This window comes from Archangium sp. (assembly GCF_057119385.1).
In genome coordinates, this window is record NZ_DBNGVP010000098.1 from 50,283 (window position 1) to 72,343 (window position 22,061).

The window sequence follows — 22,061 nt, forward strand, 5'->3', positions numbered from 1 at the left end:
GAATGGTGATGAACAGGTCCAGGTTCGCGCTCACCCTGTCCGCGGCGCTCCTCGCGCTGTGGACCCTGCCCGCCGAGGCCCAGACGCCCCGCGGCAAGCCGAAGGCCCCCGTGGCGCGCAAGGCCGGAGCGAAGCCGGCCGGCACGAAGAAGCCCGGCGCGAAGAAGCCCGGCTCCAAGCTGTCCGGCTCCAAGCTGAAACGCGGCAAGCAGCGGCCCGTTGCCGAGGAGCAGCCCGCCGACGACACGTCCGTCTCCGGGCTGCCCACCACGTCCGACGCGCCCCTGGACACGGCGAGCCCGCCGCCCGGCCTGACGCCTCCGGCCCCCGACACGCAGCAGGCGAGCTCCGCCCCCGAGGTGCTGGGAGATCGGCCCTGGGCCAAGGGCGTGTCGCCGGAGCAGCAGAAGGCGGCGATGGTGCTCTTCCAGTCGGCCAATGCGCTGCTCAAGGAGTCCGTCTTCGTCCAGGCCGTGGAGAAGTACCGCCAGGCGCTCGAGGCGTGGCCCCACCCGGCCATCCACTACAACCTGGCGCTGGCGCTGATGAACCTGGACCAGCCCGTGGAAGTGCACGAGCAGCTGGTGGCCGCGCTGCGCTACGGCCCCGCGCCCCTGGAGAACGAGAAGTACGAGTACGCCCGCAACTACAAGACGCTCATGGAGCGGCAGCTCGCCCGGGTGGACATCTCCTGCGACACGCCCGGCGCCACCGTGACGATGGATGGCCAGACGCTCTTCGTGGCCCCCGGGAAGTACTCGGGGCTGGTGCGCCCCGGCGCGCACAGCATCGTCGCCACCAAGGAGGGCTTCCTCCCCACCGACCAGAGCCGCACCCTGCTGCCCGGTGAGACGGCGGCCCTCCAGCTGAAGATGTTCACCTCCGAGGACCTCATCGAGTACCGGCGCAAGTGGGCCGCGTGGATGCCCTGGACGGTGGTGGGCGCGGGCGTGGCCCTGGGCGCGGGCAGTGGCTGGCTCCACCTCCAGGCCCGCGACAACCTGCGCGCCCTGGATGCCGGCGTCACCGCGTGCGGTGGCTGCTTCCTGACGCCCGCCCTCGACGCCACCCTCACCCGGGGCAACACCTACCAGGCGCTCGCCATCGGCGGGTACGCCGTCGGCGGCGCCGCGCTCGTCACCGGCGTCGTGCTCGTCTTCATCAACCAGCCCCAGCCGTTCCGCATCGACCCCAACCAGAAGAAGCTGGAGACGGGTATGAGTGTCGCGCCCCTCGTCGGCGGTGGCACGGGCGGCATCCTCACCACCTTCCGGTTCTGACAGTCCCCCCCTCCGAGAGCCCCCCCTTATGAGACGAGAGCAGCCTCTCCAGATGAATGGCCGCATCGCCGCGCTCACCCTGGCGCTCCTGGCCCTCCCCTTCCTCTCCTCCTGCTTCGAGCCCACCAGCGTCCAGTGCCCCTCCGGCCTGTTCTGCCCCACCGGCCAGAAGTGCGCCGCCCGGCAGGACGTGTGCATCAAGACGGACTGTGGCGACGGCATCGTCCAGCAGGGCGAGGCCTGTGACGACGGCAACATCGTCGACGGCGATGGCTGCAACCGCACGTGTACGTCCATTGAAATCTGCGGCAACCTGGTCGTCGACGTGGCCAGGGAGGAGGTCTGCGACGACGGCAACACCCGGGACAAGGACGGCTGCAGCGCCAACTGCAAGTCCAGCGAGCTGTGCGGCAACGGCATCGTGGACCGGGCCGTGGGCGAGGTCTGCGACGACTACAACACCCGCTCGGGTGACGGCTGCAGCGCGGACTGTCTGTCCCTGGAGCAGTGCGGCAACGGCTACACGGACACCGCCAAGAACGAGAAGTGCGACGACGGCAACAACGAGAGCGGTGACGGCTGCAGCTCCGACTGCAAGTCCCAGGAGAGCTGCGGCAACGGCTACAAGGACACCGTCAAGGGCGAGGTCTGCGACGACGGCAACAACGTCAACGCCGACGGCTGCAGCTCCGACTGCCGCTCCAACGAGACGTGCGGCAACGGCATCAAGGACGTCTCCGTGGGCGAGTTCTGCGACGACGGCAACATCGTGAGCGGCGACGGCTGCAGCTCCGACTGTCTGTCCGGCGAGGGCTGCGGCAACGGCGTGCGCGACCCGGAGGAGCAGTGCGACGACGCGGGCGAGTCCGTCAACTGCAACGCCAACTGCACCCTGCGCCTGTGCGGCGACGGCATCCTCAACCGCACCGCCGGAGAGCAGTGCGACACCCGCGGCGAGTCGGCCGAGTGCAACACCAACTGCACGGCGCGCCGGTGCGGCGATGGCATCGTCAACTCCAGCGCCGGCGAGCAGTGCGACAACGGCTCCACCTCCAACACCACCGCCTGCGACAACGACTGCACCATCCCCTACTGCGGTGACCGCCACGTCAACGGCGCCCTGGGGGAGATCTGCGACACCGGCGGCGACACCCTGACGTGCAACGCCAACTGCAAGCCGGCGGCCTGCGGCGACAAGTACCTCAATACCACGGCCAACGAGCAGTGCGACGACGGCCCCAACTCGCCCTACTGCGACAACGACTGCACGCCCCCCCTGTGTGGCGACCGGACGCTCAACACGGCCGCCGGTGAGAAGTGCGACGACGGCAACACCGCCAATGACGACGACTGCCTCGGCACCTGCCAGCCCAACATCTGCGGGGATGGCCGCGTCAACGTCAACGGCCCCGCCCGCACCGAGGCCTGTGACGACGGCAACACCAGCACCGAGCTCGAGTGCGCCTACAACACCCGCACCTGCACCTACTGCAACGGCACCTGCTCCTCCGTCCTCAACCTGACGGGCCGCTACTGCGGTGACGGCTCGAAGAACGACGCGAGCGAGACGTGCGACGACGGCAACAACACCACCGAGACCGAGTGCACCTACGGCACCCGGAGCTGCTCGGCCTGTGACGCGGCCTGCTCGGCGGCGCTCTCCCTCACGGGCCGCTACTGCGGTGACGGTGCGAAGAACGACGCGAGCGAGGCCTGTGACGACGGCAACACCATCACCGATTCCGAGTGCAGGTACGGCGAGAAGACCTGCACCCTGTGCACCGCGGACTGCTCGGCGCCCATCGCGCTCACGGGCCGCTACTGCGGTGACGGTGCCCGCAACGACCCGAGCGAGGCGTGCGACGACGGCAACAACGTCTCCGAGGGCTCCTGCCCCTATGGCCAGGCGAACTGCTCCACCTGCAACGCCAACTGCACCGCCGTCCTCAACCTCACCGGCGCCTTCTGCGGTGACGGCCTCAAGAACCACCCCAGCGAGCTGTGCGACGACGGGGACAAGCTCGACAACACCGAGTGCCCCTATGGCCAGGCGAGCTGCAACATGTGCAACTCGGACTGCACGGGGCTCATCCCCCTCACGGGCCGCTACTGCGGCGATGGCGCGAAGAACGACGTGAGCGAGGCCTGTGACGACGGCAACACCACCAACGAGACCGAGTGCCCCTATGGCCAGGCGAGCTGCAACACCTGCGACTCGACCTGCTCCGCCGTGCGCCCGCTGACGGGCCGCTTCTGCGGTGACGGCGTGAAGAACGACGTGAGCGAGGTGTGCGACGACGGCAACACCACCACGGAGACCGAGTGCCCCTACGGCACCACGAGCTGCCTGCGGTGCGACGCGGCGTGCGCGAAGGCCCTGCCGCTCACGGGCCCCTACTGCGGCGACCGGAGTGTCACCAACGCCGAGGTCTGCGATGACGGCAACGCCGATGCCTGCGGCACCTGCAGCCTCACGTGCAACCGCCCCCAGTTCACCAAGGCCACGGGCACCATCACCACCGCCCCGGGCTCGAGCCTCCGGGATGGTGACAAGTTCACCATCCCCGACGGCATCAACAACACCTCGGCGACCTTCGAGTTCGACCTGTTCGGAGGCGGCGGCGTGGGCAAGAACAACATCGGCATCACCTACAACAACTCGGATACGGCGGCGCAGATCGCCAACCTGATCGCCACCGCCATCAACACGAAGGTGACGGACTTCGCCTTCGAAATCACCGCGGTGGCCAGCGGCAACACCGTGACCGTCACGCACCAGAAGGAGGGCTCGTTCGGCAACCGGGCCATGACCGAGGCCGTCAACGGCACCCTGGACTTCAAGGTCAACGGCATGTCCGGTGGTGGCGGCTACGACTGCCCCTCCGGCACCCGGTGCATGAGCAACGCGGACTGCGACCCCAGCCTGCAGTGCCTGCCCGACGGCACCTGCGGAACGCCGTAGCGTCGTTGTCCCGACAGTGAAGCCGCCGGCACGGCCTGGCGCTCGTCACGCGAGCGCGCCAGGCCGGGGCCGGCGGTCTCGTTTCCGCCCGGATTCCAGACACTTACGGGCGCGGGAGGGACCCCGCACCGCTGGGACAGGGACCCCGACGACCTCCCAACAACCGGCCGGAGCGCCGATTCCCGGACCGCTCGCCGGGCAGGCGGGAAACGGCCCTGTGACAGGCGGGGAGGCAAGGGCCAACGTGGCTGATTCATTTGACTTTCGACGCGATGCGGAAGAATTGGAAGCGTCGCTTCATCCCTCAGCCATCACAGGTCTCCATGACGTCCTTCGTTCTCCTGGCCCAGATGGGCCACACCGAGCAGCTGGGTTGGCTCAGCCGAAAGCTGCTCGGCGTGACGCTCACCAGCGCCGAGTGGGTGCTCTGGGTGCTGGTCATCCTCTCCGTGCTGTCCATCGCGCTGATGTTGGAGCGCGCCGTGTACTTCGCCACGCACCGGCTGCCCAACTCCGAGGAGCTGGCCGCGAGGCTGGCCCGCGGTGAGCTGGAGGCCGTGCGCACCGCGGTGGCCAGGCACAAGGGCATGGAGGCCGCCGTGCTGCGCGAGGCGCTGGCCTCGGTGGACCAGGGCGCGGACACGGTGGAGCAGGTCATCGCCTCCACGGTGGCCCGCGAGCGCCCCCAGTACGAGCGCTACCTGTCCTTCCTGGGCACGCTGGGCAACAACGCGCCCTTCATCGGCCTGTTCGGCACGGTGCTCGGCATCATCAAGGCCTTCAATGACCTGGGCCAGATGAACGTCAAGGGCGCGGCCATGCAGCAGACGGTGATGGCGGGCATCTCCGAGGCGCTGGTGGCCACGGCGGTGGGTCTGGCCGTCGCCATCCCCGCGGTGGTGGCCTTCAACGTCTTCAACCGTCAGCTCAAGACGCTCACCTCGCGCACCAACGCCCTGGGCCACGCCCTGGTGGGCAGCCTGCGCGCCGAGCGCGGCCCGGGCGCCCCTCGCGCCCTGGCGTCCGGGGAGGCTCGTTAGGTCATGGCCGGCGGCGCTCAGGACAACGACGAGGAGATCACCGGTATCAACGTCACGCCGCTGGTGGACGTGGTGCTGGTGCTGCTCATCATCTTCATGGTGACGGCCAACTTCATCGTCCGCGATTCGATGGAGGTGGACCTGCCCCGGGCCGCCAATGGCGGGGAGTCGGTGCAGGGGCTCGTCAACGTGGTGCTGGACAAGCAGGGCAAGCTCTTCTTCGACGGCGCGGAGGTGAGCGAGGACGAGCTGCGGCGCAAGGTGGCCGAGGCCCTGGCGAAGGACAAGGAGACGCGCGCCTTCATCAGCGCGGACCAGAGCCTGCCCTACGCGCGGGTGATCTGGCTCCTCGACCTGGTGAAGGGCCAGGGCGTCGCGAAGTTCGCGCTCAACATCGACAAGGACGTGGCGCCCGCGGCAGCACCCGCGGCGCCCTGAGGGATATCCCAGGGCCATGAGCCAGGCCGCGATCGATCCACCCATGCCCGTCCGCCGCGACTCGTCGCGGGCGGTGCTGCTCTTCCTGCTCGTGTCCCTCGGGGTGCACGGCGCGGGCTTCTTCATGTTGTCGCGTGTGCGGGAGCGCACGCTGCCTCCGGCCCAGCGCCCCTTGGAGATGGTGATGGTGGAGGTGGCCAGGCCGCCCCCGCCGCCGCCTCCGCCCCCGGAGGAGCCCAAGCCGCCCCCGCCCAAGCCGAAGGTGGCGCCCAAGCCTCCACAGGTGAAGGTGGCCCAGGCGGAGAAGCCCCCCCCGCCGCCTCCGCCCGACGCGGCGCCTCCGCCGCCCAACGACGCGCCCCCGCCCGAGCAGCCCTCCAAGCCGGTGCCGCTGGTGGTGGGCATCTCCATGTCCTCCACCACGAGCGCCGGTGGCTTCGCCGCCCCGGTGGGCAACACCCTCTATGGCAAGACGGGGGACAAGGCCGTGGATCCCAAGGAGGTGAAGGCCTACTCGGCGCCCAAGTACGTGCCCGTGTACCAGGTGGACACCGAGCCCAGCGTGGCCTCCGAGGTGAAGATTCCCTACCCCGACGAGGCCCGGCGCGCCGGCATCGAGGGCACGGTGACGCTGTCCATCACCATCGACAACGAGGGCCGCGTGGTGAAGGCCTCCGTCGTGAAGGGACTCGGCTACGGGCTGGACGAGGCCGCGCGCACCGCGCTGATGCGCTTCCGCTTCAAGCCGGCCATCAAGAACGGGGAAGCCGTCTCCACGGAGATGAAGTACTCGTACACGTTCGTGCTGGACTGATCAGAAGTCCGCCCGGACCTGGGCCAGGGTGTACTCCTTGTGGTTGGGGAGCACCGGGCCCTTGCGCTCCACCAGCCACGCGGGGGCGCCTTGCGGCAGGTAGAAGTCCTCCTCGAAGGGGGACAGCCCCAGGTGGCGCAGGTAGTCCTTGAGCATGTCGAAGGTGAACCGGTCCCTCACCCGGCGCGCCTGGTACTGCTCGAGCTGCTCGAAGGGGAAGGGCTCGCCGGATTGATCGAACACCCAGCGGCCCCCGTCATTGGACGCGCCCAGGGTGCGCACGTAGTTGAGCCAGTCCGTCCGGTGGGGTCCGTACACCGAGAGCATCACCGCCCCATAGCGGCCCTTGTCCTTGCGGAGGGTGTTGGGCACGGCAACCACCCGCAGGCCGCGGCAGCCCAGCACCTCGGCCATGTAGGATATGGGGCTCGCCACATCGGTTCCCCTCCACCCGTTATCGACGTACGCCGTCCAGGGGCTACGTGTCGGCATGAAGAGGTACCGCCGCCTCTCCGCATCGGTCAGAGGCAGCAGAGCGGAGAGGGCCTGTTCCAATGGGCCCGGCACAGAACGCACCTCGACGGTGATTCCACGGGATACAAACAGCCCTGCCTGCCACGCCGCGAAGGCACGGGCAGCGTGCTCCGCACCGGTCTCCAGGAATCCCATCTCCGAAGTGACGGGAGCCCAGCGGTCATCCAGGAGCAGTCCCTTCATGTTCTCTGTCATCAGGTAAGCCTCATCCGTCAGGGCACGATCAGCAGGATGATTTTCGCGTCGGGGTCGTTGGACGTGATGCGCGATTGGTGGCCAGGGCCACGGCCCGACGTGGGCGTGTCATACTCCACTTGATAGCGGCGCCCCTCATAGTCGAACTGCAGATCCGGCCGATTGGTTCCCACGCGCTGGCTGTTGCGCGCCGCGACCTGCTGCTGGTTCACCCGGATGTTCTCGGCGCCGATGCTCCGAAGGTATTCGATGTCCGCTTGGAGCTGCGCGTTCTGACTTGGGCTGCTGCCAATGGGACGATCCGTCTCACGGAATCGGGGCACCTTCGGGTTGACCGCGGCATCCTGGGGAAGACGCGGGCCAGCGGCCACGGGCGGCGTCGGATGGGTGCCGGTGAGGGCCTGGACCAGTCCCGGAGAGGGCGCGGGTGCACCCGGCGCGGGCGCGGGCGCGGGGGGTGCGGCGGGCGCGGCGGCTCGCGTCACCGGCTGTCGCGGCGCCGGAGCTTCGCCCCCGGGTCCCTCCTTCCGGACAGACGGGCGGAGTGCCGGCTCCGAGCCCATCCGCACCACGCGCGAGAAGACTCCTCGCAGGACCCGGTTCCCCGCCATATCCAACAACAGGGCCTTCAGTTCCTGCTGGACCGTTTCCCCCAATTGCTGCCGCACCGCGAGCATCGTCCGGGCGATGCGAGGGGTGGTGGCCGGAGAGAAGACGGTGGGCACGATGAGCGCCCCACCCGCTCCGCGATACCAGGCATACCTCGCGCGCCCCGACCCGGAGGCACTGGCCGCCATGTCCCCCAGGGCCTCGTTCCGGTCCGGGTAGATGGCGTCACTCAGCGGCTCCGCGCTCGTGAGCTCCAGGTCGACCAGCGACTCCGGGACGAGCACGGGCAGCGGCAACCCCTCGCAGTAGAGAAGGTACCCTCCCGTGGTGAGGCCAAGGCCCACGGCGGTCACCCGGTGCTCGACGAAATCCCGGTGCTCGCGTGGATCTCCCAAGCGAGAGACCCGGGGCAATTGCACGCCACGCTGGCGCAGGTCCCCGGCCTGCCGCGGCGTGACTACCTCGAAGTCGACTTCGACGGCCTCCTGCCCCGCGCCCGCCATCGCGGGGCAATCCCGCGCCCCGAGCAGGCCCGCGTGCCCGGTACATCCCAGGAGCCCCAGCAGGAGCGCGAGCCCGCTCAGCGCCAGGAGGCTCCGCCCGCGGGGATGACAAGAAATCTCAAGGGGCATGGTCCCTCCCGTTCGAGGGCCATGTGCCAGGAAACGACGTGAGCCGTCCAGCCGTGGACGCCCGGGCCCTCCCCCCCTCCCTCGCCCCTGCGCGCTCCGGTTAGAGTCCCCGCTCCCTACCGCCGAGGATGACGGATGACGCTCACCGCCGAGGACCGCTTCAACATCGAGGTCATCAAGCTGCTGCTCCAGGTCGCCTGGGCCGACCGGGAAATCACCAAGGCCGAGCGCATGGTCGTCCTGGGACTGGGCCGCAGCTGGAACGTGCCCGAGGCCGAGCTGCACTCGCTGATGGACCGGCTGGACATTGGCGGCACCATGCCCGAGCCGGACCTGGAGGTGCTGCGCACCCGTCCGGACGAGGTGCTGGAGGCCGCCCGGGCCCTGTGCGTCTCCGACGGCAAGCTCGCCGAGGGCGAGAAGTCCATGCTCGAGCGCATCTCCTCCCGGCTGGGTGTGACGCCGTAGGCCACACCCGGAGTACGATGGAGTCCTCCACCCGGGAGCCTCCATGAGCGCCACCGCGCAGGCCTCTTCCTCGCAGGACTTCACCCACCGGTACCTCCCCGCTTTCGGCAAGCGGGTGCACCGCCTCGGCCTCGCCGGCAACTACGGCATCGACGAGGCCGGCTTGAGCGCCGCGCTGGAGCGGGGGCTGAACTACATCTTCTGGAGCCCGCGCCAGGGCCGCCTCACCCGCGTGCTGCGCGAGGCCCTCCAGCGCGACCGCGAGCGCTTCGTCCTCTGCGCCGGCCCCTCCTTCGGCTGGTTCCCCGGCCAGGTGCGCCGCGGCGCCGAGCGTGCCCTCAAGGTGCTCGGCACGGACTACCTGGACCTGTACCAGCTGTACTGGCTGAGCCGGATGAGCGCGTGGACGGAGGGCACCGTCGAGGAGCTGGTGAAGCTCAAGCAGGAGGGCAAGGTGCGCGCCCTGGGTGTCTCCATCCATGACCGCCCGCGCGCCGGGAGGCTCGCCGAGGACTCGCCGCTGGACCTGTTGATGATCCGCTACAACGCGGCGCACCCGGGGGCCGAGCGCGACATCTTCCCGCACCTGGAGAAGCGCAAGCCGGCGCTGGTGGCCTACACGGCCACGGACTGGCGCCGCCTGCTCGAGCGGCCCCGCGGGTGGGACGGCCGCGTGCCCACCGCGGGCGACTGCTACCGCTTCTGCCTCTCCAACTCCCACGTGGACGTGGTGCTCACCGGCCCGGCGAGCCTCGCGCAGCTGGACGAGAACCTGGCCGCGCTGGAGCGGGGCCCGCTCTCGTCCGAGGAGCAGGAGTGGATGCGGCGCTTCGGCCAGGCCGTCCACGGCTGAGGCGTCGCGGACGCCCGGGGCTCAGGCGACGGCGGGCTTCTCGGCGGGCGCCAGGTGCACGTCGAGACTCTGCCCGCCCTTCACGAGCAGGTACGTCTCCACGTTGCCCTTGCCGCCCGGCTCGAAGGAGATGGTCTGCGTATTCGAGCCGAACTTCGCGTCGAGGGTCAGCTTGCTGCCGCCGGCGGAGTACGTGGCCTGGGAGGCACGGTTGCCGTTGATGGTGACCTCGGCCTTGCCGTCCTCGTTCAGCTTCAGCGTGAGCGAGAAGTCGCCCTTGTAGAAGACCGTGTCGATCTTCCCCTTGAAGGCCGCCTGGTTGGGGCCGAGGTCGATGAACTCGCCACTGCCCACGTTCACGAAGAACATCACCTTCGCGAAGATGTTCAGCTTCGTGCCCGCCGCGGTGCCACGTCCGATGAAGTTGCGGAAGTCGACCATGTTCTCCCAGTCCGATGCCAATGAGTGAGACGGGGCACATGCCCCGGCGCCACGCATCGTACCAGCGCCCGCCGTCTCCACCCGCCGCTGTTTCGCATGACGCGGGCGGACAGACGTGGACTGGCCGGCAGGGGGGCGGCCCCGCTCAGGGCCGGACCTGCACGGTGTTGCCATCCACGCTCGCGTTGCGCGGCCGGGCGAAGCGGGCGAGCGACACGGTGGGCGAGGGGCTCTCCGGCCGGTTGACCCAGGGGATACGCGGGCCCTCCGGTCCGGAAGTTCGAGTGGGAACCCGCACACCCGGCCCCCAGGAGCATGAGACCCGACAGCAGCAGCAGACGCGGCATGGCAGCCCTCCGAATCGCCTGGCCGTGACACTCCAGGAAACGCACGGCCCGGAAAGGCATATCGGGGCTCCACGACCCGGGGCGCGGCTCGCGTTTATTGACCCACGTCAATGCGGGCGAGGGCCCCCCTCCCTACTCTCGGGGCCACGATGAACACCACCCGCCTCCACACCCGCTCCCTGGGGATTCTCTTCCTCCTTCCGTTCCTCGCCTACGGCCTCGGCACCGCGCTCGTCACCTCCGTCCTGAAGGAGCCGGAGCACCTGGCCGCGTTGGCCGCTCAGCGGACGCCGTTCGTCGGGGGGGCGCTGCTGCTCCTGTTGAACTCCCTCACCGTCGTCGGGATCGGCGTGCTGTTCTTCCCGATACTCCGCGAGCGGAGCCTGGGCATCGCCATCGCGTACGTCTGCACGCGGGTGATGGAGGCGCTGCTCCTGCTCGTCGGGGTGGTGTTCCTCCTGTCCCTCCTGCAGCTCGGAGACTCCGCGCAGGCGCGGACGGCGCCGGAGCTGGGGGTCCTGTTCCACCTTCTCTCGAAGGGGAACTTCTGGGCGTACCAGCTCGCGATGATCATCCTGGGGGCTGGCAGCGTGGCGTTCTGCCTGTCGCTGTACCAATCCCGGCGGCTGCCCTCGTTCCTCCCGCTGCTGGGCGCGGTGGGCTACGGGCTCCTGGCGCTGGGGTCCGTGCTCGAGCTCTTCGGGCTGCCGTGGGGCATCTTCTTGTCCGGGCCCGGGGGGCTGTTCGAGCTGTTGCTCGGTGGCTGGCTCATCGCCCGGGGATTCCGGACGGTCCCGCCCGCCGTCACGGCGTAGCCGGCTTGCCGCGCGTGGCGAGGCGCTTGCGGATGCGGCTCAGCGACTCGGGCTTCACGCCGATGTAGCTGGCCAGCTGGTACTGGGGAATCCGCTGGAAGATGTCCGGCCGCGTCTTCGAGAGCTTGAGGTAGCGCTGCTCCGGACTGTCGGTGACATAGGAGGCGAGCCGCTCCTGCTGCTCCGCCAGGACCCGCTCCATCACCCTCCGGGAGATGCCCTCGAAGCGCGGAAAGCGCCGGAACAGGTCCTGCTCGCGTTGCTCGGTCCCCACCACCACCGTGGTGTCCTCCGCGCAGACCAGGAAGTGATCCGCCGGGGTCCGGGTCATCATGCTGTGAATCGAGAGGACCCAATCGTCCTCGGTGAACAACCCGTTGCTCCGCTCCTCACCGTCGACGACGTAGTACTGGCGGACGCAGCCCTGGAGGATGAAATAGGCCTCGGTGCAAACCTGGCCCGCCATGAGCAGGTGCGTGCCCTTGGGACAGGTCTTCACCACCATGCTGTCCAGAAGGGCCTGGGCCTCCTCGTCCGACAGAGGCGTGATGCGGCGGAAGTAGTCGACGAGCTTGTGTTTCATGAGGGCACCGTGGGACCGGCGGGGGCCCATCATCCCACCCGCGGGGTCTCGGACCAGATGGGCCGCATCACCGCGACGCCTCCTGGGGCGGCGCTCCTCCTCAGGTCTTGAGCCGGAGGCTGCCCATGAAGTCGAGCTTGCCGATGGGCGTCCCGCGTGCGCGCAGGATGTCGTAGGCGGTCGTGGCGTGGAAGTAGAAATTGGGAAGCGAGAAGGAGAGCAGGAACTGCTCCGCGGTGAAGAGCCTCGACCCCCGCGGCGTGTTGAAGACGACCTCCTGGCCCTCCCTGGCGTCGATCGCCTCGGCGGGGATGGCCTCGAGCCCGGCGCAGGTGTCCTTCACGAGCTGCTGGAGCTGCTCATAGGTGTGAGCCGGGCGCTGGCCGGCCATGTTGTCGACACACGAGACAGAGCGTCAGCGCAGCGTCATCCCATCGTCATTTCTCCGTCAGCGGAGCCTCCCCTTGCGTCGGCGCCGTGAAAAACACACGCGGCACCTGGAGGCGGACGCAACTCCCGGCCCGCGCCCCGGATAATCCCGTCACAAGCATCAATTCCTATCTGAAAAGGTTTACGCCCATGGCGATGTCTCCCGTGAACAACCGGCCTGTCAGCAATCCCCCCCTCCCCCCCGGTGCGGTCAGCGCGGCGGCGGCGGTGACGCTGCCGAAGACGGGGGATGCGTTCCTCGACCGCATCGCGGCGGACGCCATCAAGAGCCAGCGCAACACGGGCGTGCCGGCCTCCGTGACGATGGCGCAGGCCCTGCTCGAGAGCGACCGCGGCCGCTCCGGCCTGTCCACGAAGGGCAACAACTTCTTCGGCATCAAGGGCGAGGGGCCCGCCGGCCACGTCACCATGCCCACCAAGGAGTACCTCAACGGCCGCTGGGTGACGGTGAACGCCAACTTCCGCAAGTACAACTCGCCCTCCGAGTCCTTCGACGACCATGGCAAGTTCCTGCGGAAGAACTCGCGCTACGCCAACGCCTTCAACCACACGGGGGATGCGAAGCAGTTCGCCCGGGAGATCCACAAGGCCGGTTACGCCACGGACCCGAAGTACTCCGACAAGCTCATCCGCATCATGAAGGACTACGGGCTGGAGCGCTTCGACCAGATCGCCCGCTCGGGCCAGCAGGTGGGCGGCACGAACAAGCCCGCCACCTCCTTCCCGCCCTTCGACGGCAAGTACACCCAGGCCCCCAGCCTCGACCAGGTCAAGAAGGGCGAGCACCTGAAGATCGGCCACGAGGGCCCCGCCGTCGAGCACCTGCAGGAGCTGCTGCACCAGCAGGGCTACCTGTCCGACAGCGACATGACGAGCGGCAACGGCAAGTTCGGCCCCAAGACGCGGGCCGCCGTGGACCGCTTCCAGAGGGATCACCAGCTGACCCCGCCCAAGGGCAAGGAGGGCGAGGTGGGCCCCACCACGCTCGCGTGGCTGGAGAATGGCGGCAAGAAGCCGGCCCCCACCGGCGCCGTGCCTCCCCAGGCCGGTGGCTCGGACGGCATGGACGCCCCCAAGCCCGGCCAGACGGGCGGCACGGACAAGCCCTCCACCCCGCCCGCGCCCTTCGACGGCAAGTACACGCAGGCCCCCAGCCTCGACCAGGTCAAGAAGGGCGAGCACCTGAGGATCGGCCACGAGGGCCCCGCCGTCGAGCACCTGCAGGAGCTGCTGCACAAGCAGGGCTACCTGTCCGACAGCGACATGACGAGCGGCAACGGCAAGTTCGGCCCCAAGACGCAGGCCGCGGTGAGCCGCTTCCAGACGGATCGCGGCCTGACGCCGCCCAAGGGGCAGGAGGGCGAGGTGGGCCCCACCACGCTCGCGCTGCTGGAGAAGGGCGCCAAGACCGTGGATGACCTCCAGCCCCGGCCCTCGACCAATGCTCCCGGCAAGGGACAGCCCGTCTCCCTGGCGCCCAAGAACATGTCGATGAAGGAGAAGTACGACTATTACGCCAGCATCGTGCGCGCCAACGGCGGCAAGGTGAACCCCAACGGCCAGGCCACCGTCCTCGGGCTGCGCGGCCTGGATGCCAACGGCAACCGCCACGCCACCACCATCAACGCGAAGTACGACGATACCTTCGTCGTCCTCAAGCCCAACGGCACGGTGCAGGAGTTCCGGGGCTCCACCCACTCCAACCCGCGCTACCAGCCCCGCGCTCCGGATGCCAACGGCGATGGCCGCGGCGACCTGGGGATGATCCGCCCGGGCAACTACAGCGTGGTGCCCAACGGCGACTACGTGGGCAACGCGAGCTACCACGTGCGCACCGAGGGCGGCTCCGGCAGCCTCCCCGCCTACCGCGACACGGACCACTCCAACACCCTCAGCCAGGCCGAGCGCGACGCCTCCAAGGCCCGGGGCTACAAGCAGACGGAGATCCTCTTCCACCAGGCCGGCAGCAACGACAACGGCTCCATGGGTTGCCAGACCATCGCCTCCTCGGACTACAACCGCTTCATCCAGGCCGTGGGGGGCCGCGGCGCCGCGTACAACTACAGCCTGGTGGACGCCAACGGCCTCCAGTAGGCAGGGGGCCCCCTGGGCGAGCGGTTTTTTCCGCCGCGTGCGGCTCGAGCCTCCGGAGTCCTGGCGGGACTCCGGGGGCTGCCGCGCCATCTCTCAGTAGAGGTAGTTCAGCGCGACGACGTCGTATGGGCTGAACTCGCCGCTCGCGGTCGAGTTGAAGCAGGAGTTGAAGATCGAGTCCGGATCTCTGGTCGGCGTCCCGGGGATGAGGATGGCACCCACGCCAGCGGTTCCCTCGTTGCCGCTCGTGCCGCAGCTGATGGACCGGTCGTAGTAGTCCGAGTGGCGCATGCCGATGGTGTGGCCAATCTCGTGGGTGATGACGTGCTCGTTCACGTCAATGCTGTAGCTCTGCAGGCCGGTGCCGATGTTGAGGGTGCCGTAGGGCAGGCCGCCCAAGGGGAAGCCCGCGGAGCCGCCAGCGCCGGACGTGGTCTGCGCGGTGATGTTCGCGGTGCAGCCGGTGGCCGGTCCCCGCGCGAACCAGATGCGCAGCCCCAGGGCGTTGTCGTTCTGGATGGCCAGATCCAGCCCCTGGCTGAGGCGGGCGTAGCTGTTGAACGCGGCGGTGGGATTGATGCAGATCTTCGTCACGCTCGCACCGACGAGATTGGTCGTACTGTATTGCTCCTGGCTCCCCTCGCCGGGCTGGAGCAGCTCGCGCGACGCCTCGAGGGTCACGTGAGCGTCGTTCCCCACGAACACCTGCCCGTCGTGGACCTGGATGTCGCCGGCCGGAAAGCCGGCCTCGAGCAGGTTGGAGACGAGCTCCTGGCTCCCGGCCCGGCCTCCGGGCCGGCTCCGCAGCCGGCCAGCACCGCGCCGCAGCTCACCACGAGGACTGCCGCTCGCTTGAACATTTTCATTTTCCCTTGCGTACTGGAGTTGGACGCCGCCGCCTGGGGGTTCCAGCCACGGCGGTGTCCCTGCCCGCGAGCACCCCTCGGGCCAACTCCCGGGTACTCCTGGAAACAGGGAGAGTCCTGACGTTTCCTGGTGAATCGCCCGTGGGCGCAAAGGGTTGCGCGCACGGAGCCCGGACCGTCCGAGTCTCGGACGGTGTGCACCCCCCATGCTGTGGCGGAGCAGCCCGGCGGCGCCCATGACGGCGGTGGCGAGGCGCAGGGCTCCGGCGGGGAAACGATACGCCCGCGCCGAGGCCGTCTCGCGCCGGGGCCGCCTGGCGCGCGGGCGCACGGTGGCGAGGCCCTCGCCCGCGCCCGCGTGAAGCGGGCCGCGGCAGGGGGGGCGGTAGCGGCGCGGGCCGCTTCCGGAAAAGCGATGACGTTGTCAGCAATTAACTAATTGTCCTGGAAATCTGTTTTCCGTATCCCTGGACACCAATTTCAGACCCGGGAGACTCCCACATGCGGCAAATCCTCGCATCCATTGCATTGTTCAGCGCCTGTGTCTCGGGGGGCTGTGGCCCGTCGAGCCAGTCCGACACGCGGCTCGCCCGGCACACCGCGGGGCTGGGTGACTGCGGCGCCCGAGGCCCGGGGGTGGACGTGTCCCTGTGCGACTTGTCCGGCCTGGACTTGAGCCAGCAGGACTTCACTGGCGCGAGCTTCTTCAAGACGACCCTCCAGTTCGCCAACCTCGGGGGCTCCGCGCTGGTGAACACGGACCTGCGCGAGGCAAACCTGACGCTCGCGGTGGCGGCGGGCGCGGACTTCACCGGGGCCAACCTCTCCAAGGCCAACCTCACCGACGCGGACCTGAGGAATGCCACGCTCGTCAACGCGCTCCTCCAGGAGGCCAACCTGTCCCACATCCTCTGGGACGGCGCGAACCTCACCGGCGCGGACCTGCGCCTTGCCCAGCTCACGGACGCCGTCATCACCCACGCGAACCTCTCTGGCGCCAACCTCTCCGGCCTCTCCATCACGGACACCCAGTTCGTGGGGACGAACCTGTCTGGCACCAACCTCACCGGGGTGTCCGGGGAGGATGTCGATCTCACCGGCACGGCGCTGCGCGGGGCCCGGCTGGACAACGCCAACTGGGTGCAGTCCGACTTCATCCGCGCGGACCTGTCCTGCCTGGACACGTCCACCTGCACTTCGCTCCAGGGCGCCGTGCTGGCGGAGACCGTGTGGACGGACGCCAACCTCACCCGCGCCAACCTCGATGGAGCCCAACTGGTGCTGGCCTCGCTGGAGCGGACGAACCTCACGGAGGCCTCCCTGGTGGATGCGGTCATGGAGAAGGCCCTGCTCGCCGGCACCCTCTTCGTGCGCGCCAACCTCACCGGCGCCAACCTGAAGGACTCCCTCGTCACGGGCGTCCTCCACCTGCGTGACGCGAACCTCACCGGCGCCAACCTGTACAACGTCAACCTCACGGCCGCGGACGTCTCGGGCGTCACCTGGAGCAATACGTCCTGCCCGGATGGGACGAACAGCGACTCCAACGGCGGCACGTGCGTGGGCCACCTGGCCCCTCCGGGCTTCATCCCGTAGCCTGCCCCACGCCCGGGTGGTGGACCTGGCTGTTCGAGGCCTCGCATCCGTCCGTCGGGCTGGGAGTCCTCATCCAACGGGGGAGCAGTTCCTGCCGGGCCAGCGCAAAGGTTGGCAGGAGGGCTTTCACCACCATGTCCACGCCCCTGTACGCGGGCATCCGCACCGTCCTTGCTGTTGGGACTGTCCTTGCAGAGGGTGGTGGTGCCGTTGCTATCGACGGTGAGCCACAGCTCACCCCCTCCTTGCTGAAGTACCAGGTGCCAGCGGTGGTGCAGGGCTCGGGCCTGCGTAGCTCGGCGACGCTCGGCTTGCCGTCGACGGAGTACTCCACCCACATCGCGTTGGCTCCGCCCGACACCGCCCACGGTCCACTCGCCCCCATCACCCCTTGAGGGATGCTGGCCCCCTCGAGCCCCCCAACTGCGTGACGCTCGTCCCGGCACACAGCGCCGCCTTCCCGGTGCCCAGCGGCTCATCGGGTGAGGCCAGCCCTGCCTCGGGCGCAGCGCCACAGGCCGCCAGCAACCCTCCACCCAGCAACGACAAGAGGGGACGGCGCATCGAGTTCCGTTTCATCGGAGCTTCTCTCTTGGCGGGAATTCCACAATAAATCGTATTTACAGCTTATTCCGGTCTGAGTCGATGCGGGGACCTTCGGCCGCCCCCTGGAGGAGGAGGGGCCCATCCGGACGCGGGGAGGCTTCCGGGCCCGGGGCCTCCCGAATCCGCCAGGGCCGGGCCCTGTCCGTCCCCAGCACCGGCGTCGTTCGACACTCCGCGCCTGACACGCGGTGGCTCCATCGCTAGGGTGACCGTTCACCTCCACCGGACCCCTGCCCGTGCCCGCACTCAAACCCTTGTTCCAACTGGCCAGCCTGGCCTCCCTGCTCGGCTGGCTGGCCCTGGCCGTCCTGCCGGGCTGGAGGCACACCGAAAGCCTGGTGCTCGGGACCAGCGTGCTGCTGATGATCGCCATCTACGCATGGCTGCTGAAAGCCGCGCTGACCCAGAAACCCGAGCCCGGGGCGGGCAGGCCCGGCTTCTTCACCCTCGGCGGCGTACTGGCCCTGCTGCGCAACCCCACCGCCGCCCTGGCCGCCTGGGTCCACATCCTGGTGTTCGATCTCATGGTGGGGCTGTACATCCGCCAGGAAGGCGCCCTGGCCGGTATCCGTCACGGGGCGCTGATTCCCTGTTACCTGTTGACCCTGATGTTCGGCCCGCTGGGCCTGCTGGCTTTTCTCGGCCTGCGATTGCTGTTGGGCGGCTGAGCTTGCACGGGGCTCGATAGCCCAGCAAGGCGCCCGTCTGTTGCTGGTGCAACCGGGTGGCGCGCTTTCGGACGATTGCGAGGGATTGGTATACTCGCCTCCATGCGACTGAAACACCTCTCGGGGGCCCTGGCCATCTGTCTGACTTTGCTCGTGGCGGTTCCGGCGCCGGCCCGGGCACAGAGTGAGGAGCTCTGGCTCGAGAGCCGGAGCAGCGGCACCCTCCAGAGTCAGACGGCCCTGCAGGCCGGCAAGGCCTACCGGCTGACCCTGCAGGGCACCTTCAGCCTCTGGCCGGACATCGCCAACCCCAGCCGGCTGGGAGGAGAGCCGGAGCGGGCGCCCCGCTTCCCGAGTCCCGGAGGCGCCGCCAACAAACAGGTGGGGCTCGACCCCGAGTTCGTCTTCGCGTGGCCGGTGGGCGCCTCCCATGACCGCACCAGCGAGCCGAGCCCTCGCAGGCAGGACCTCATCCAGATCAGCCTCGATGGCGGCAGGACCTGGAGGCATCCGGCCACCCCGGCGCCCTACGCCATGGGCTCCCACGAGTACCACTATCCGCTCACCGGCGCGGGCCAGCCGCTGCAACTCCGGGTCACCGGCGGCTCCCACTCCAGTTCCTACGGGCGGCTGAAAGCCACCCTCCAGCCCGCCACGCGGGAGGCTCCGGTCATCATCGTCGGCGCCGGATTGACGGGCCTGACGCTGGCCTACGAGCTCAAGAAGGCCGGCATCGACGCGCTGCTCATCGAGGCCTCCTCGCGCGCGGGCGGCCGCATCCAGACCGTCACCTTCAGCGACGGCGCCACGGCCGAGGCCCACATGGAGGAGTACTTCGCGCGCAGCCCCGCGGTGGCCCTGCTGCGCGAGCTCAAGCTGCCCCTGCTCGAGGACGTCGCCCACTCCTCGGTGCGCATCGATGGCAAGCTCTACCCCTACCAGGGCGGGGGAGAGCGCGACACGTACCTCGCCGGCATCTTCGATGCGCAGGAGCGCGCGGCCTTCATCGCCTGGCACAAGAAGGCCTGGGAGCTCTACACCCGGCTGCACGCCAGCCACTACGAGGGCAAGCCCCTGCCCGCGGACCTCGCCGCGCTCATGAGCATCAGCTTCGCCGACTTCGTCAAGCGCGACAACCTGCCCCGCAAGGTGAGCGAGTGGATTCGTGTCACCGTCGAGCCGGAGATGGCCATCGAGTGGGACAAGATCTCCGCCCTGGATGGCATTGATGAGATTCGCCTCTTCCTGGACACGCCCGAGGGCTTTGGTGAGAAGAACTACCACGTCGCCGGAGGCAATACGCAGTTCGTCGAGACGCTCGCCGCCCGGCTCGAGCCCTCGCAGTTCATGCTCAACGCCCGCGTGACGGCCATCGAGCAGTCGGACGCCGGGGTGAAGCTGCGGGTGCTCGAGAACGACCGCCAGTACATCGACGTGACGGGGCGCCTGGTCGCGGTGACGGTCCCCGTCCACCACCTGGGGCGCATCCAGTTCACCCCCTCGCTCGACGCGGAGACCTGGAAGGCCATCAACACCACGCGGATGGGCAGCTACATCAAGGTGCACTTCCGCATGGCCCCCGACTCGAGCAGCCTCTGGACGGTCAACAACGAGAACCTCCTCACCCTGCTGTCGGACACCCAGGCGGGCAGCATCTATGACGTCACGGACCTGCAGGCCAGCGGCCAGGGGACGCGCGAGCAGGTCGTCACCCTGCTGCTGCACGCCCGCTTCGCGCGCGAGCTGATGGGCAAGTCCCTCAACGAGGTGCACGACAAGAGCGCCGAGGCGCTCGAGCAGCTCTTCCCCGGGGCCCGCCAGCGCATCCGCTCCTCGGAAATCTTCGTCTACCCCTCGGCGGTGGCCTACTGGCCGCTGGAGCTCGGCCGCTCGCGCTTCGACGCGCTGGCCAACGTGCTGCGGCGCCCTCACGGCCGCCTCTTGATAGGCGGTGACACCACGGAGGACAGCCACTCGGAGGGGGCCGTCGTGGCCGCCCTGCGGATGAAGCGCCAGATTCTCGGGCTGATGCCCTCCCTGGTGCTCGGCTGCGGCCGCAAGGTGCGGCTCAAGTCCTGGAAGGGCGACTACCTGCAGCGCCCCGAGCAGCCCCAGGGCGTCACCACCCTGGCCAGTGGCGCGGGCACGGACTGGCTGGTCGAGTGCCAGTGCTCGGAGGAGAAGTTCCTGTTCAAGTCCTCCAAGGGTGACTACCTGTCCCGGCCCGACACGGCGCAGGGCGTCAGCTCGGCGAGCTCCGGCCCGGGGACCGAGTGGGCCTTCGAGTCCGACGGCAACAAGGTCCGGCTCCGCTCCTGGAAGGGCGACTACCTGCACCGGCCCGACACGGCACAGGGCGTCAGCACATGGCCCGGCGGCGTCACGGGAAACGACTGGCTGGTCGAGGCCGTCCCCTGAGCCGCCCGGTGGCTACACCCGGCGGCGCCGGCTGCTCTTCTTCGAGACACCCTTTCGAGGGGAAACTTCATTTTCCTGTTTACTCGGAAAGTGAATTGATTTCTACTCATCGTGTAAGAGCCGATTAATCGGACTTACCCACCGCTGCGCTCAACCCCCCCGAGGAGTCCCCGTGAGAACCCACCCCACCTCGTCCCGTACCCGGTTTCTTGCTTATGCCCTGGCAGTTGGATGCCTGGTTCCTGGAGGCTCCGCCCTCGCGGCTGGCGGCGCTCCGGCCCACAGCCCGGCTTCCGCCCACAGCGCGTACGAGGACGTCCGGTTCAACTTCGCGCTGCAGTATCCGTCGGACTGGAAGCTGACTCCGCGCACGGATGCGCCCGAGGCGCTGAGCGAAGTGCTCGAGTTCCGCGGCCCCCAGCTGGAGAACGGAGAGCAGGCCTACATCGCCATTGGCCATTACCTCGAGCCCATCGAGCCCACCACCACCCTCACGGATTGGCGTGCGGCCCGGGAGTCGACGTTCGAGCCGTCGGAGATCACGACCTTCGCGCAGGAGAAGCGGCTCATCGCGGGCCGCGATGCCGTCTACGTCGCCGCGAAGTCCCCGGTGACGGAGTACCAGCTCGTCAACATCCGCCAGGGAGAAACCGTCTGGTTCGTGTGGGCCAACTTCGGCGTGTCCGCGCCCCCGGCCCTCAATGGCATCTTCACGAGCATGGTGGCCTCGCTCCGGTTCGGTCCGCGCATGCCCTTCAGCCTCCGGGACATCTACGGGGACGCCCTGAAGGCCTCGCCCCCCTCCGAGCCGCCGATCAACGGCATCACCTCGGATTGGTGGTCTCCGGTCATCCAGCAGTACAGCGGCCTGCCGTGGAACGTGAACTGCGGCTCGTCCTTCCACACCCAGGGCGCCAGCTACGCCGCGGACATCGCCGCGACCTCGGGCTGGAATGCCCGGGCCTCCAAGGGAGGAACCATCGAGAAGTCGGGCTGGGAGGACGGGGGCTACGGCAACCTGGTGAAGATCAACACCACCTACCGTCACATCTACGCCCACCTGTCCTACATCTACCCGGGCATGACCATTGGCGCCAGCGTGGGCCAGGGCACCGCCGTGGGCCAGGTGGGCAACTCGGGCACCAGCGCCGTCCACCTGCACTTCCACGTCCAGAATGGCCAGTTCCAGGGCAGCTCGTCGGGCGTTGATCTGCGGGGCATGTATGGCTTCAGCGCCAACGGCTACTACCCCAGCGCCTGGGCGCTGTGCGGCACGATGGGACGGCCGTAAGCCGGGTCCACGGACTCGCCACCCTGACGTACCCGGGGCGCCCTGCTGTGTGGAGGGGGCG

General features: G+C 68.9%; 23 protein-coding genes. 15 read left to right on the top strand and 8 right to left on the bottom strand.

The window, feature by feature from the left end; translation table 11 throughout:
• Positions 1 to 8 precede the first annotated feature (8 nt).
• The 5 genes from AC16DP_RS24395 to AC16DP_RS24415 all read left to right on the top strand — a co-directional run bounded on the left by AC16DP_RS24395 (position 9) and on the right by AC16DP_RS24415 (position 6,534).
• Entirely contained in the window at positions 9 to 1,280 is a 1,272-nt protein-coding gene (locus AC16DP_RS24395) for a hypothetical protein (protein ID WP_329735188.1), read from the top strand.
• A gap of 28 nt (positions 1,281 to 1,308) precedes the next feature.
• Complete coding sequence (locus AC16DP_RS24400; RefSeq protein ID WP_329735189.1) at positions 1,309 to 4,242, top strand: DUF4215 domain-containing protein; 2,934 nt, start codon at positions 1,309 to 1,311, stop codon at positions 4,240 to 4,242.
• Between the two features lie 323 nt (positions 4,243 to 4,565).
• The gene (locus tag AC16DP_RS24405; RefSeq protein WP_329735190.1) at positions 4,566 to 5,282 is read left to right on the top strand and encodes a MotA/TolQ/ExbB proton channel family protein; all 717 of its coding nucleotides are present in this window, start codon (positions 4,566 to 4,568) and stop codon (positions 5,280 to 5,282) included.
• Between the two features lie 3 nt (positions 5,283 to 5,285).
• Entirely contained in the window at positions 5,286 to 5,720 is a 435-nt protein-coding gene (locus tag AC16DP_RS24410) for an ExbD/TolR family protein (protein WP_329735191.1), read from the top strand.
• 16 nt (positions 5,721 to 5,736) lie between these two features.
• Positions 5,737 to 6,534: an energy transducer TonB gene (locus AC16DP_RS24415; protein WP_329735192.1), complete on the top strand. Its 798-nt coding sequence runs from the start codon at positions 5,737 to 5,739 to the stop codon at positions 6,532 to 6,534.
• Here AC16DP_RS24415 and AC16DP_RS24420 read toward each other — a convergent pair whose 3' ends face one another.
• Positions 6,535 to 6,969 carry a hypothetical protein gene (locus AC16DP_RS24420; protein WP_329735193.1) on the bottom strand — a complete coding sequence of 145 codons (435 nt, stop codon included), beginning with the start codon at positions 6,967 to 6,969 and terminating at the stop codon, positions 6,535 to 6,537.
• Between the two features lie 311 nt (positions 6,970 to 7,280).
• Entirely contained in the window at positions 7,281 to 8,504 is a 1,224-nt protein-coding gene (locus tag AC16DP_RS24425) for a hypothetical protein (RefSeq protein WP_329735194.1), read from the bottom strand.
• A 135-nt stretch (positions 8,505 to 8,639) separates the two neighbouring features.
• Here AC16DP_RS24425 and AC16DP_RS24430 point away from each other — a divergent pair, with 135 nt between their 5' ends.
• Together AC16DP_RS24430 and AC16DP_RS24435 are read left to right on the top strand one after the other, a co-directional pair.
• Positions 8,640 to 8,972 (top strand): tellurite resistance TerB family protein, encoded by a 333-nt coding sequence (locus tag AC16DP_RS24430; protein WP_329735195.1) that lies wholly within the window; start codon positions 8,640 to 8,642, stop codon positions 8,970 to 8,972.
• A gap of 43 nt (positions 8,973 to 9,015) precedes the next feature.
• A complete protein-coding gene (locus tag AC16DP_RS24435; RefSeq protein ID WP_329735196.1) occupies positions 9,016 to 9,825 on the top strand; it encodes an aldo/keto reductase in 810 nt (269 codons plus the stop codon).
• A 21-nt stretch (positions 9,826 to 9,846) separates the two neighbouring features.
• On the opposite strand, the gene AC16DP_RS24440 is transcribed toward AC16DP_RS24435, so the two are convergent.
• Together AC16DP_RS24440 and AC16DP_RS24445 are read right to left on the bottom strand one after the other, a co-directional pair.
• Positions 9,847 to 10,266: a hypothetical protein gene (locus AC16DP_RS24440; protein ID WP_329735197.1), complete on the bottom strand. Its 420-nt coding sequence runs from the start codon at positions 10,264 to 10,266 to the stop codon at positions 9,847 to 9,849.
• Between the two features lie 145 nt (positions 10,267 to 10,411).
• Entirely contained in the window at positions 10,412 to 10,564 is a 153-nt protein-coding gene (locus AC16DP_RS24445; RefSeq protein ID WP_329735198.1) for a hypothetical protein, read from the bottom strand.
• Between the two features lie 198 nt (positions 10,565 to 10,762).
• Between AC16DP_RS24445 and AC16DP_RS24450 the strand changes: the two genes are divergently transcribed.
• Entirely contained in the window at positions 10,763 to 11,428 is a 666-nt protein-coding gene (locus AC16DP_RS24450; protein ID WP_329735199.1) for a DUF4386 domain-containing protein, read from the top strand.
• Here the strand turns inward: AC16DP_RS24450 and AC16DP_RS24455 are convergent.
• Both AC16DP_RS24455 and AC16DP_RS24460 read right to left on the bottom strand, forming a co-directional pair.
• Positions 11,418 to 12,011: a Crp/Fnr family transcriptional regulator gene (locus tag AC16DP_RS24455; protein WP_329735200.1), complete on the bottom strand. Its 594-nt coding sequence runs from the start codon at positions 12,009 to 12,011 to the stop codon at positions 11,418 to 11,420. The two genes, AC16DP_RS24450 and AC16DP_RS24455, sit on opposite strands and share 11 nt — an antisense overlap.
• Before the next feature lie 100 nt (positions 12,012 to 12,111).
• Entirely contained in the window at positions 12,112 to 12,402 is a 291-nt protein-coding gene (locus AC16DP_RS24460; RefSeq protein ID WP_329735201.1) for a DUF1993 family protein, read from the bottom strand.
• 188 nt (positions 12,403 to 12,590) lie between these two features.
• Here AC16DP_RS24460 and AC16DP_RS24465 point away from each other — a divergent pair, with 188 nt between their 5' ends.
• Positions 12,591 to 14,555, top strand: a complete 1,965-nt coding sequence (locus tag AC16DP_RS24465; RefSeq protein WP_329735202.1) for a glucosaminidase domain-containing protein — start codon at positions 12,591 to 12,593, stop codon at positions 14,553 to 14,555.
• Between the two features lie 93 nt (positions 14,556 to 14,648).
• Here the strand turns inward: AC16DP_RS24465 and AC16DP_RS24470 are convergent, their stop codons facing one another.
• Positions 14,649 to 15,236 carry a zinc-dependent metalloprotease gene (locus tag AC16DP_RS24470; protein WP_329735203.1) on the bottom strand — a complete coding sequence of 196 codons (588 nt, stop codon included), beginning with the start codon at positions 15,234 to 15,236 and terminating at the stop codon, positions 14,649 to 14,651.
• A gap of 391 nt (positions 15,237 to 15,627) precedes the next feature.
• Between AC16DP_RS24470 and AC16DP_RS24475 the strand changes: the two genes are divergently transcribed.
• The 3 genes from AC16DP_RS24475 (at position 15,628) to AC16DP_RS24485 (ending at position 17,412) form a co-directional block, all read left to right on the top strand.
• Positions 15,628 to 15,783 carry a hypothetical protein gene (locus AC16DP_RS24475; RefSeq protein WP_329735204.1) on the top strand — a complete coding sequence of 52 codons (156 nt, stop codon included), beginning with the start codon at positions 15,628 to 15,630 and terminating at the stop codon, positions 15,781 to 15,783.
• Between the two features lie 139 nt (positions 15,784 to 15,922).
• Positions 15,923 to 17,017, top strand: a complete 1,095-nt coding sequence (locus tag AC16DP_RS24480; RefSeq protein ID WP_329735205.1) for a pentapeptide repeat-containing protein — start codon at positions 15,923 to 15,925, stop codon at positions 17,015 to 17,017.
• A gap of 134 nt (positions 17,018 to 17,151) precedes the next feature.
• Positions 17,152 to 17,412 (top strand): hypothetical protein, encoded by a 261-nt coding sequence (locus tag AC16DP_RS24485; protein WP_329735206.1) that lies wholly within the window; start codon positions 17,152 to 17,154, stop codon positions 17,410 to 17,412.
• Here the strand turns inward: AC16DP_RS24485 and AC16DP_RS24490 are convergent.
• Positions 17,402 to 17,596 (bottom strand): hypothetical protein, encoded by a 195-nt coding sequence (locus AC16DP_RS24490; protein ID WP_329735207.1) that lies wholly within the window; start codon positions 17,594 to 17,596, stop codon positions 17,402 to 17,404. The two genes, AC16DP_RS24485 and AC16DP_RS24490, sit on opposite strands and share 11 nt — an antisense overlap.
• A gap of 263 nt (positions 17,597 to 17,859) precedes the next feature.
• Here AC16DP_RS24490 and AC16DP_RS24495 point away from each other — a divergent pair, with 263 nt between their 5' ends.
• From AC16DP_RS24495 to AC16DP_RS24505, 3 genes are all read left to right on the top strand, one after another.
• The gene (locus AC16DP_RS24495) at positions 17,860 to 18,291 is read left to right on the top strand and encodes an abscisic acid-deficient protein Aba4 family protein (RefSeq protein ID WP_329735208.1); all 432 of its coding nucleotides are present in this window, start codon (positions 17,860 to 17,862) and stop codon (positions 18,289 to 18,291) included.
• Between the two features lie 102 nt (positions 18,292 to 18,393).
• The gene (locus tag AC16DP_RS24500) at positions 18,394 to 20,709 is read left to right on the top strand and encodes an FAD-dependent oxidoreductase (protein WP_329735209.1); all 2,316 of its coding nucleotides are present in this window, start codon (positions 18,394 to 18,396) and stop codon (positions 20,707 to 20,709) included.
• Positions 20,710 to 20,881: 172 nt separating this feature from the next.
• Complete coding sequence (locus AC16DP_RS24505) at positions 20,882 to 22,000, top strand: M23 family metallopeptidase (protein ID WP_329735210.1); 1,119 nt, start codon at positions 20,882 to 20,884, stop codon at positions 21,998 to 22,000.
• Positions 22,001 to 22,061 lie beyond the last annotated feature (61 nt).

Excerpts from the sequence above, each read along its gene's own strand:
- AC16DP_RS24395 (WP_329735188.1), top strand. The coding sequence starts at position 9 with ATGAACAGGTCCAGGTTCGCGCTCACCCTGTCCGCGGCGCTCCTCGCG.
- AC16DP_RS24400 (WP_329735189.1), top strand. The coding sequence starts at position 1,309 with ATGAGACGAGAGCAGCCTCTCCAGATGAATGGCCGCATCGCCGCGCTC.
- AC16DP_RS24405 (WP_329735190.1), top strand. The coding sequence starts at position 4,566 with ATGACGTCCTTCGTTCTCCTGGCCCAGATGGGCCACACCGAGCAGCTG.
- AC16DP_RS24410 (WP_329735191.1), top strand. The coding sequence starts at position 5,286 with ATGGCCGGCGGCGCTCAGGACAACGACGAGGAGATCACCGGTATCAAC.
- AC16DP_RS24415 (WP_329735192.1), top strand. The coding sequence starts at position 5,737 with ATGAGCCAGGCCGCGATCGATCCACCCATGCCCGTCCGCCGCGACTCG.
- AC16DP_RS24425 (WP_329735194.1), bottom strand. The coding sequence starts at position 8,504 with ATGCCCCTTGAGATTTCTTGTCATCCCCGCGGGCGGAGCCTCCTGGCG.
- AC16DP_RS24430 (WP_329735195.1), top strand. The coding sequence starts at position 8,640 with ATGACGCTCACCGCCGAGGACCGCTTCAACATCGAGGTCATCAAGCTG.
- AC16DP_RS24435 (WP_329735196.1), top strand. The coding sequence starts at position 9,016 with ATGAGCGCCACCGCGCAGGCCTCTTCCTCGCAGGACTTCACCCACCGG.
- AC16DP_RS24440 (WP_329735197.1), bottom strand. The coding sequence starts at position 10,266 with ATGGTCGACTTCCGCAACTTCATCGGACGTGGCACCGCGGCGGGCACG.
- AC16DP_RS24450 (WP_329735199.1), top strand. The coding sequence starts at position 10,763 with ATGAACACCACCCGCCTCCACACCCGCTCCCTGGGGATTCTCTTCCTC.
- AC16DP_RS24455 (WP_329735200.1), bottom strand. The coding sequence starts at position 12,011 with ATGAAACACAAGCTCGTCGACTACTTCCGCCGCATCACGCCTCTGTCG.
- AC16DP_RS24460 (WP_329735201.1), bottom strand. The coding sequence starts at position 12,402 with ATGGCCGGCCAGCGCCCGGCTCACACCTATGAGCAGCTCCAGCAGCTC.
- AC16DP_RS24465 (WP_329735202.1), top strand. The coding sequence starts at position 12,591 with ATGGCGATGTCTCCCGTGAACAACCGGCCTGTCAGCAATCCCCCCCTC.
- AC16DP_RS24475 (WP_329735204.1), top strand. The coding sequence starts at position 15,628 with ATGCTGTGGCGGAGCAGCCCGGCGGCGCCCATGACGGCGGTGGCGAGG.
- AC16DP_RS24480 (WP_329735205.1), top strand. The coding sequence starts at position 15,923 with ATGCGGCAAATCCTCGCATCCATTGCATTGTTCAGCGCCTGTGTCTCG.
- AC16DP_RS24485 (WP_329735206.1), top strand. The coding sequence starts at position 17,152 with ATGTCCACGCCCCTGTACGCGGGCATCCGCACCGTCCTTGCTGTTGGG.
- AC16DP_RS24490 (WP_329735207.1), bottom strand. The coding sequence starts at position 17,596 with ATGAAACGGAACTCGATGCGCCGTCCCCTCTTGTCGTTGCTGGGTGGA.
- AC16DP_RS24500 (WP_329735209.1), top strand. The coding sequence starts at position 18,394 with ATGCGACTGAAACACCTCTCGGGGGCCCTGGCCATCTGTCTGACTTTG.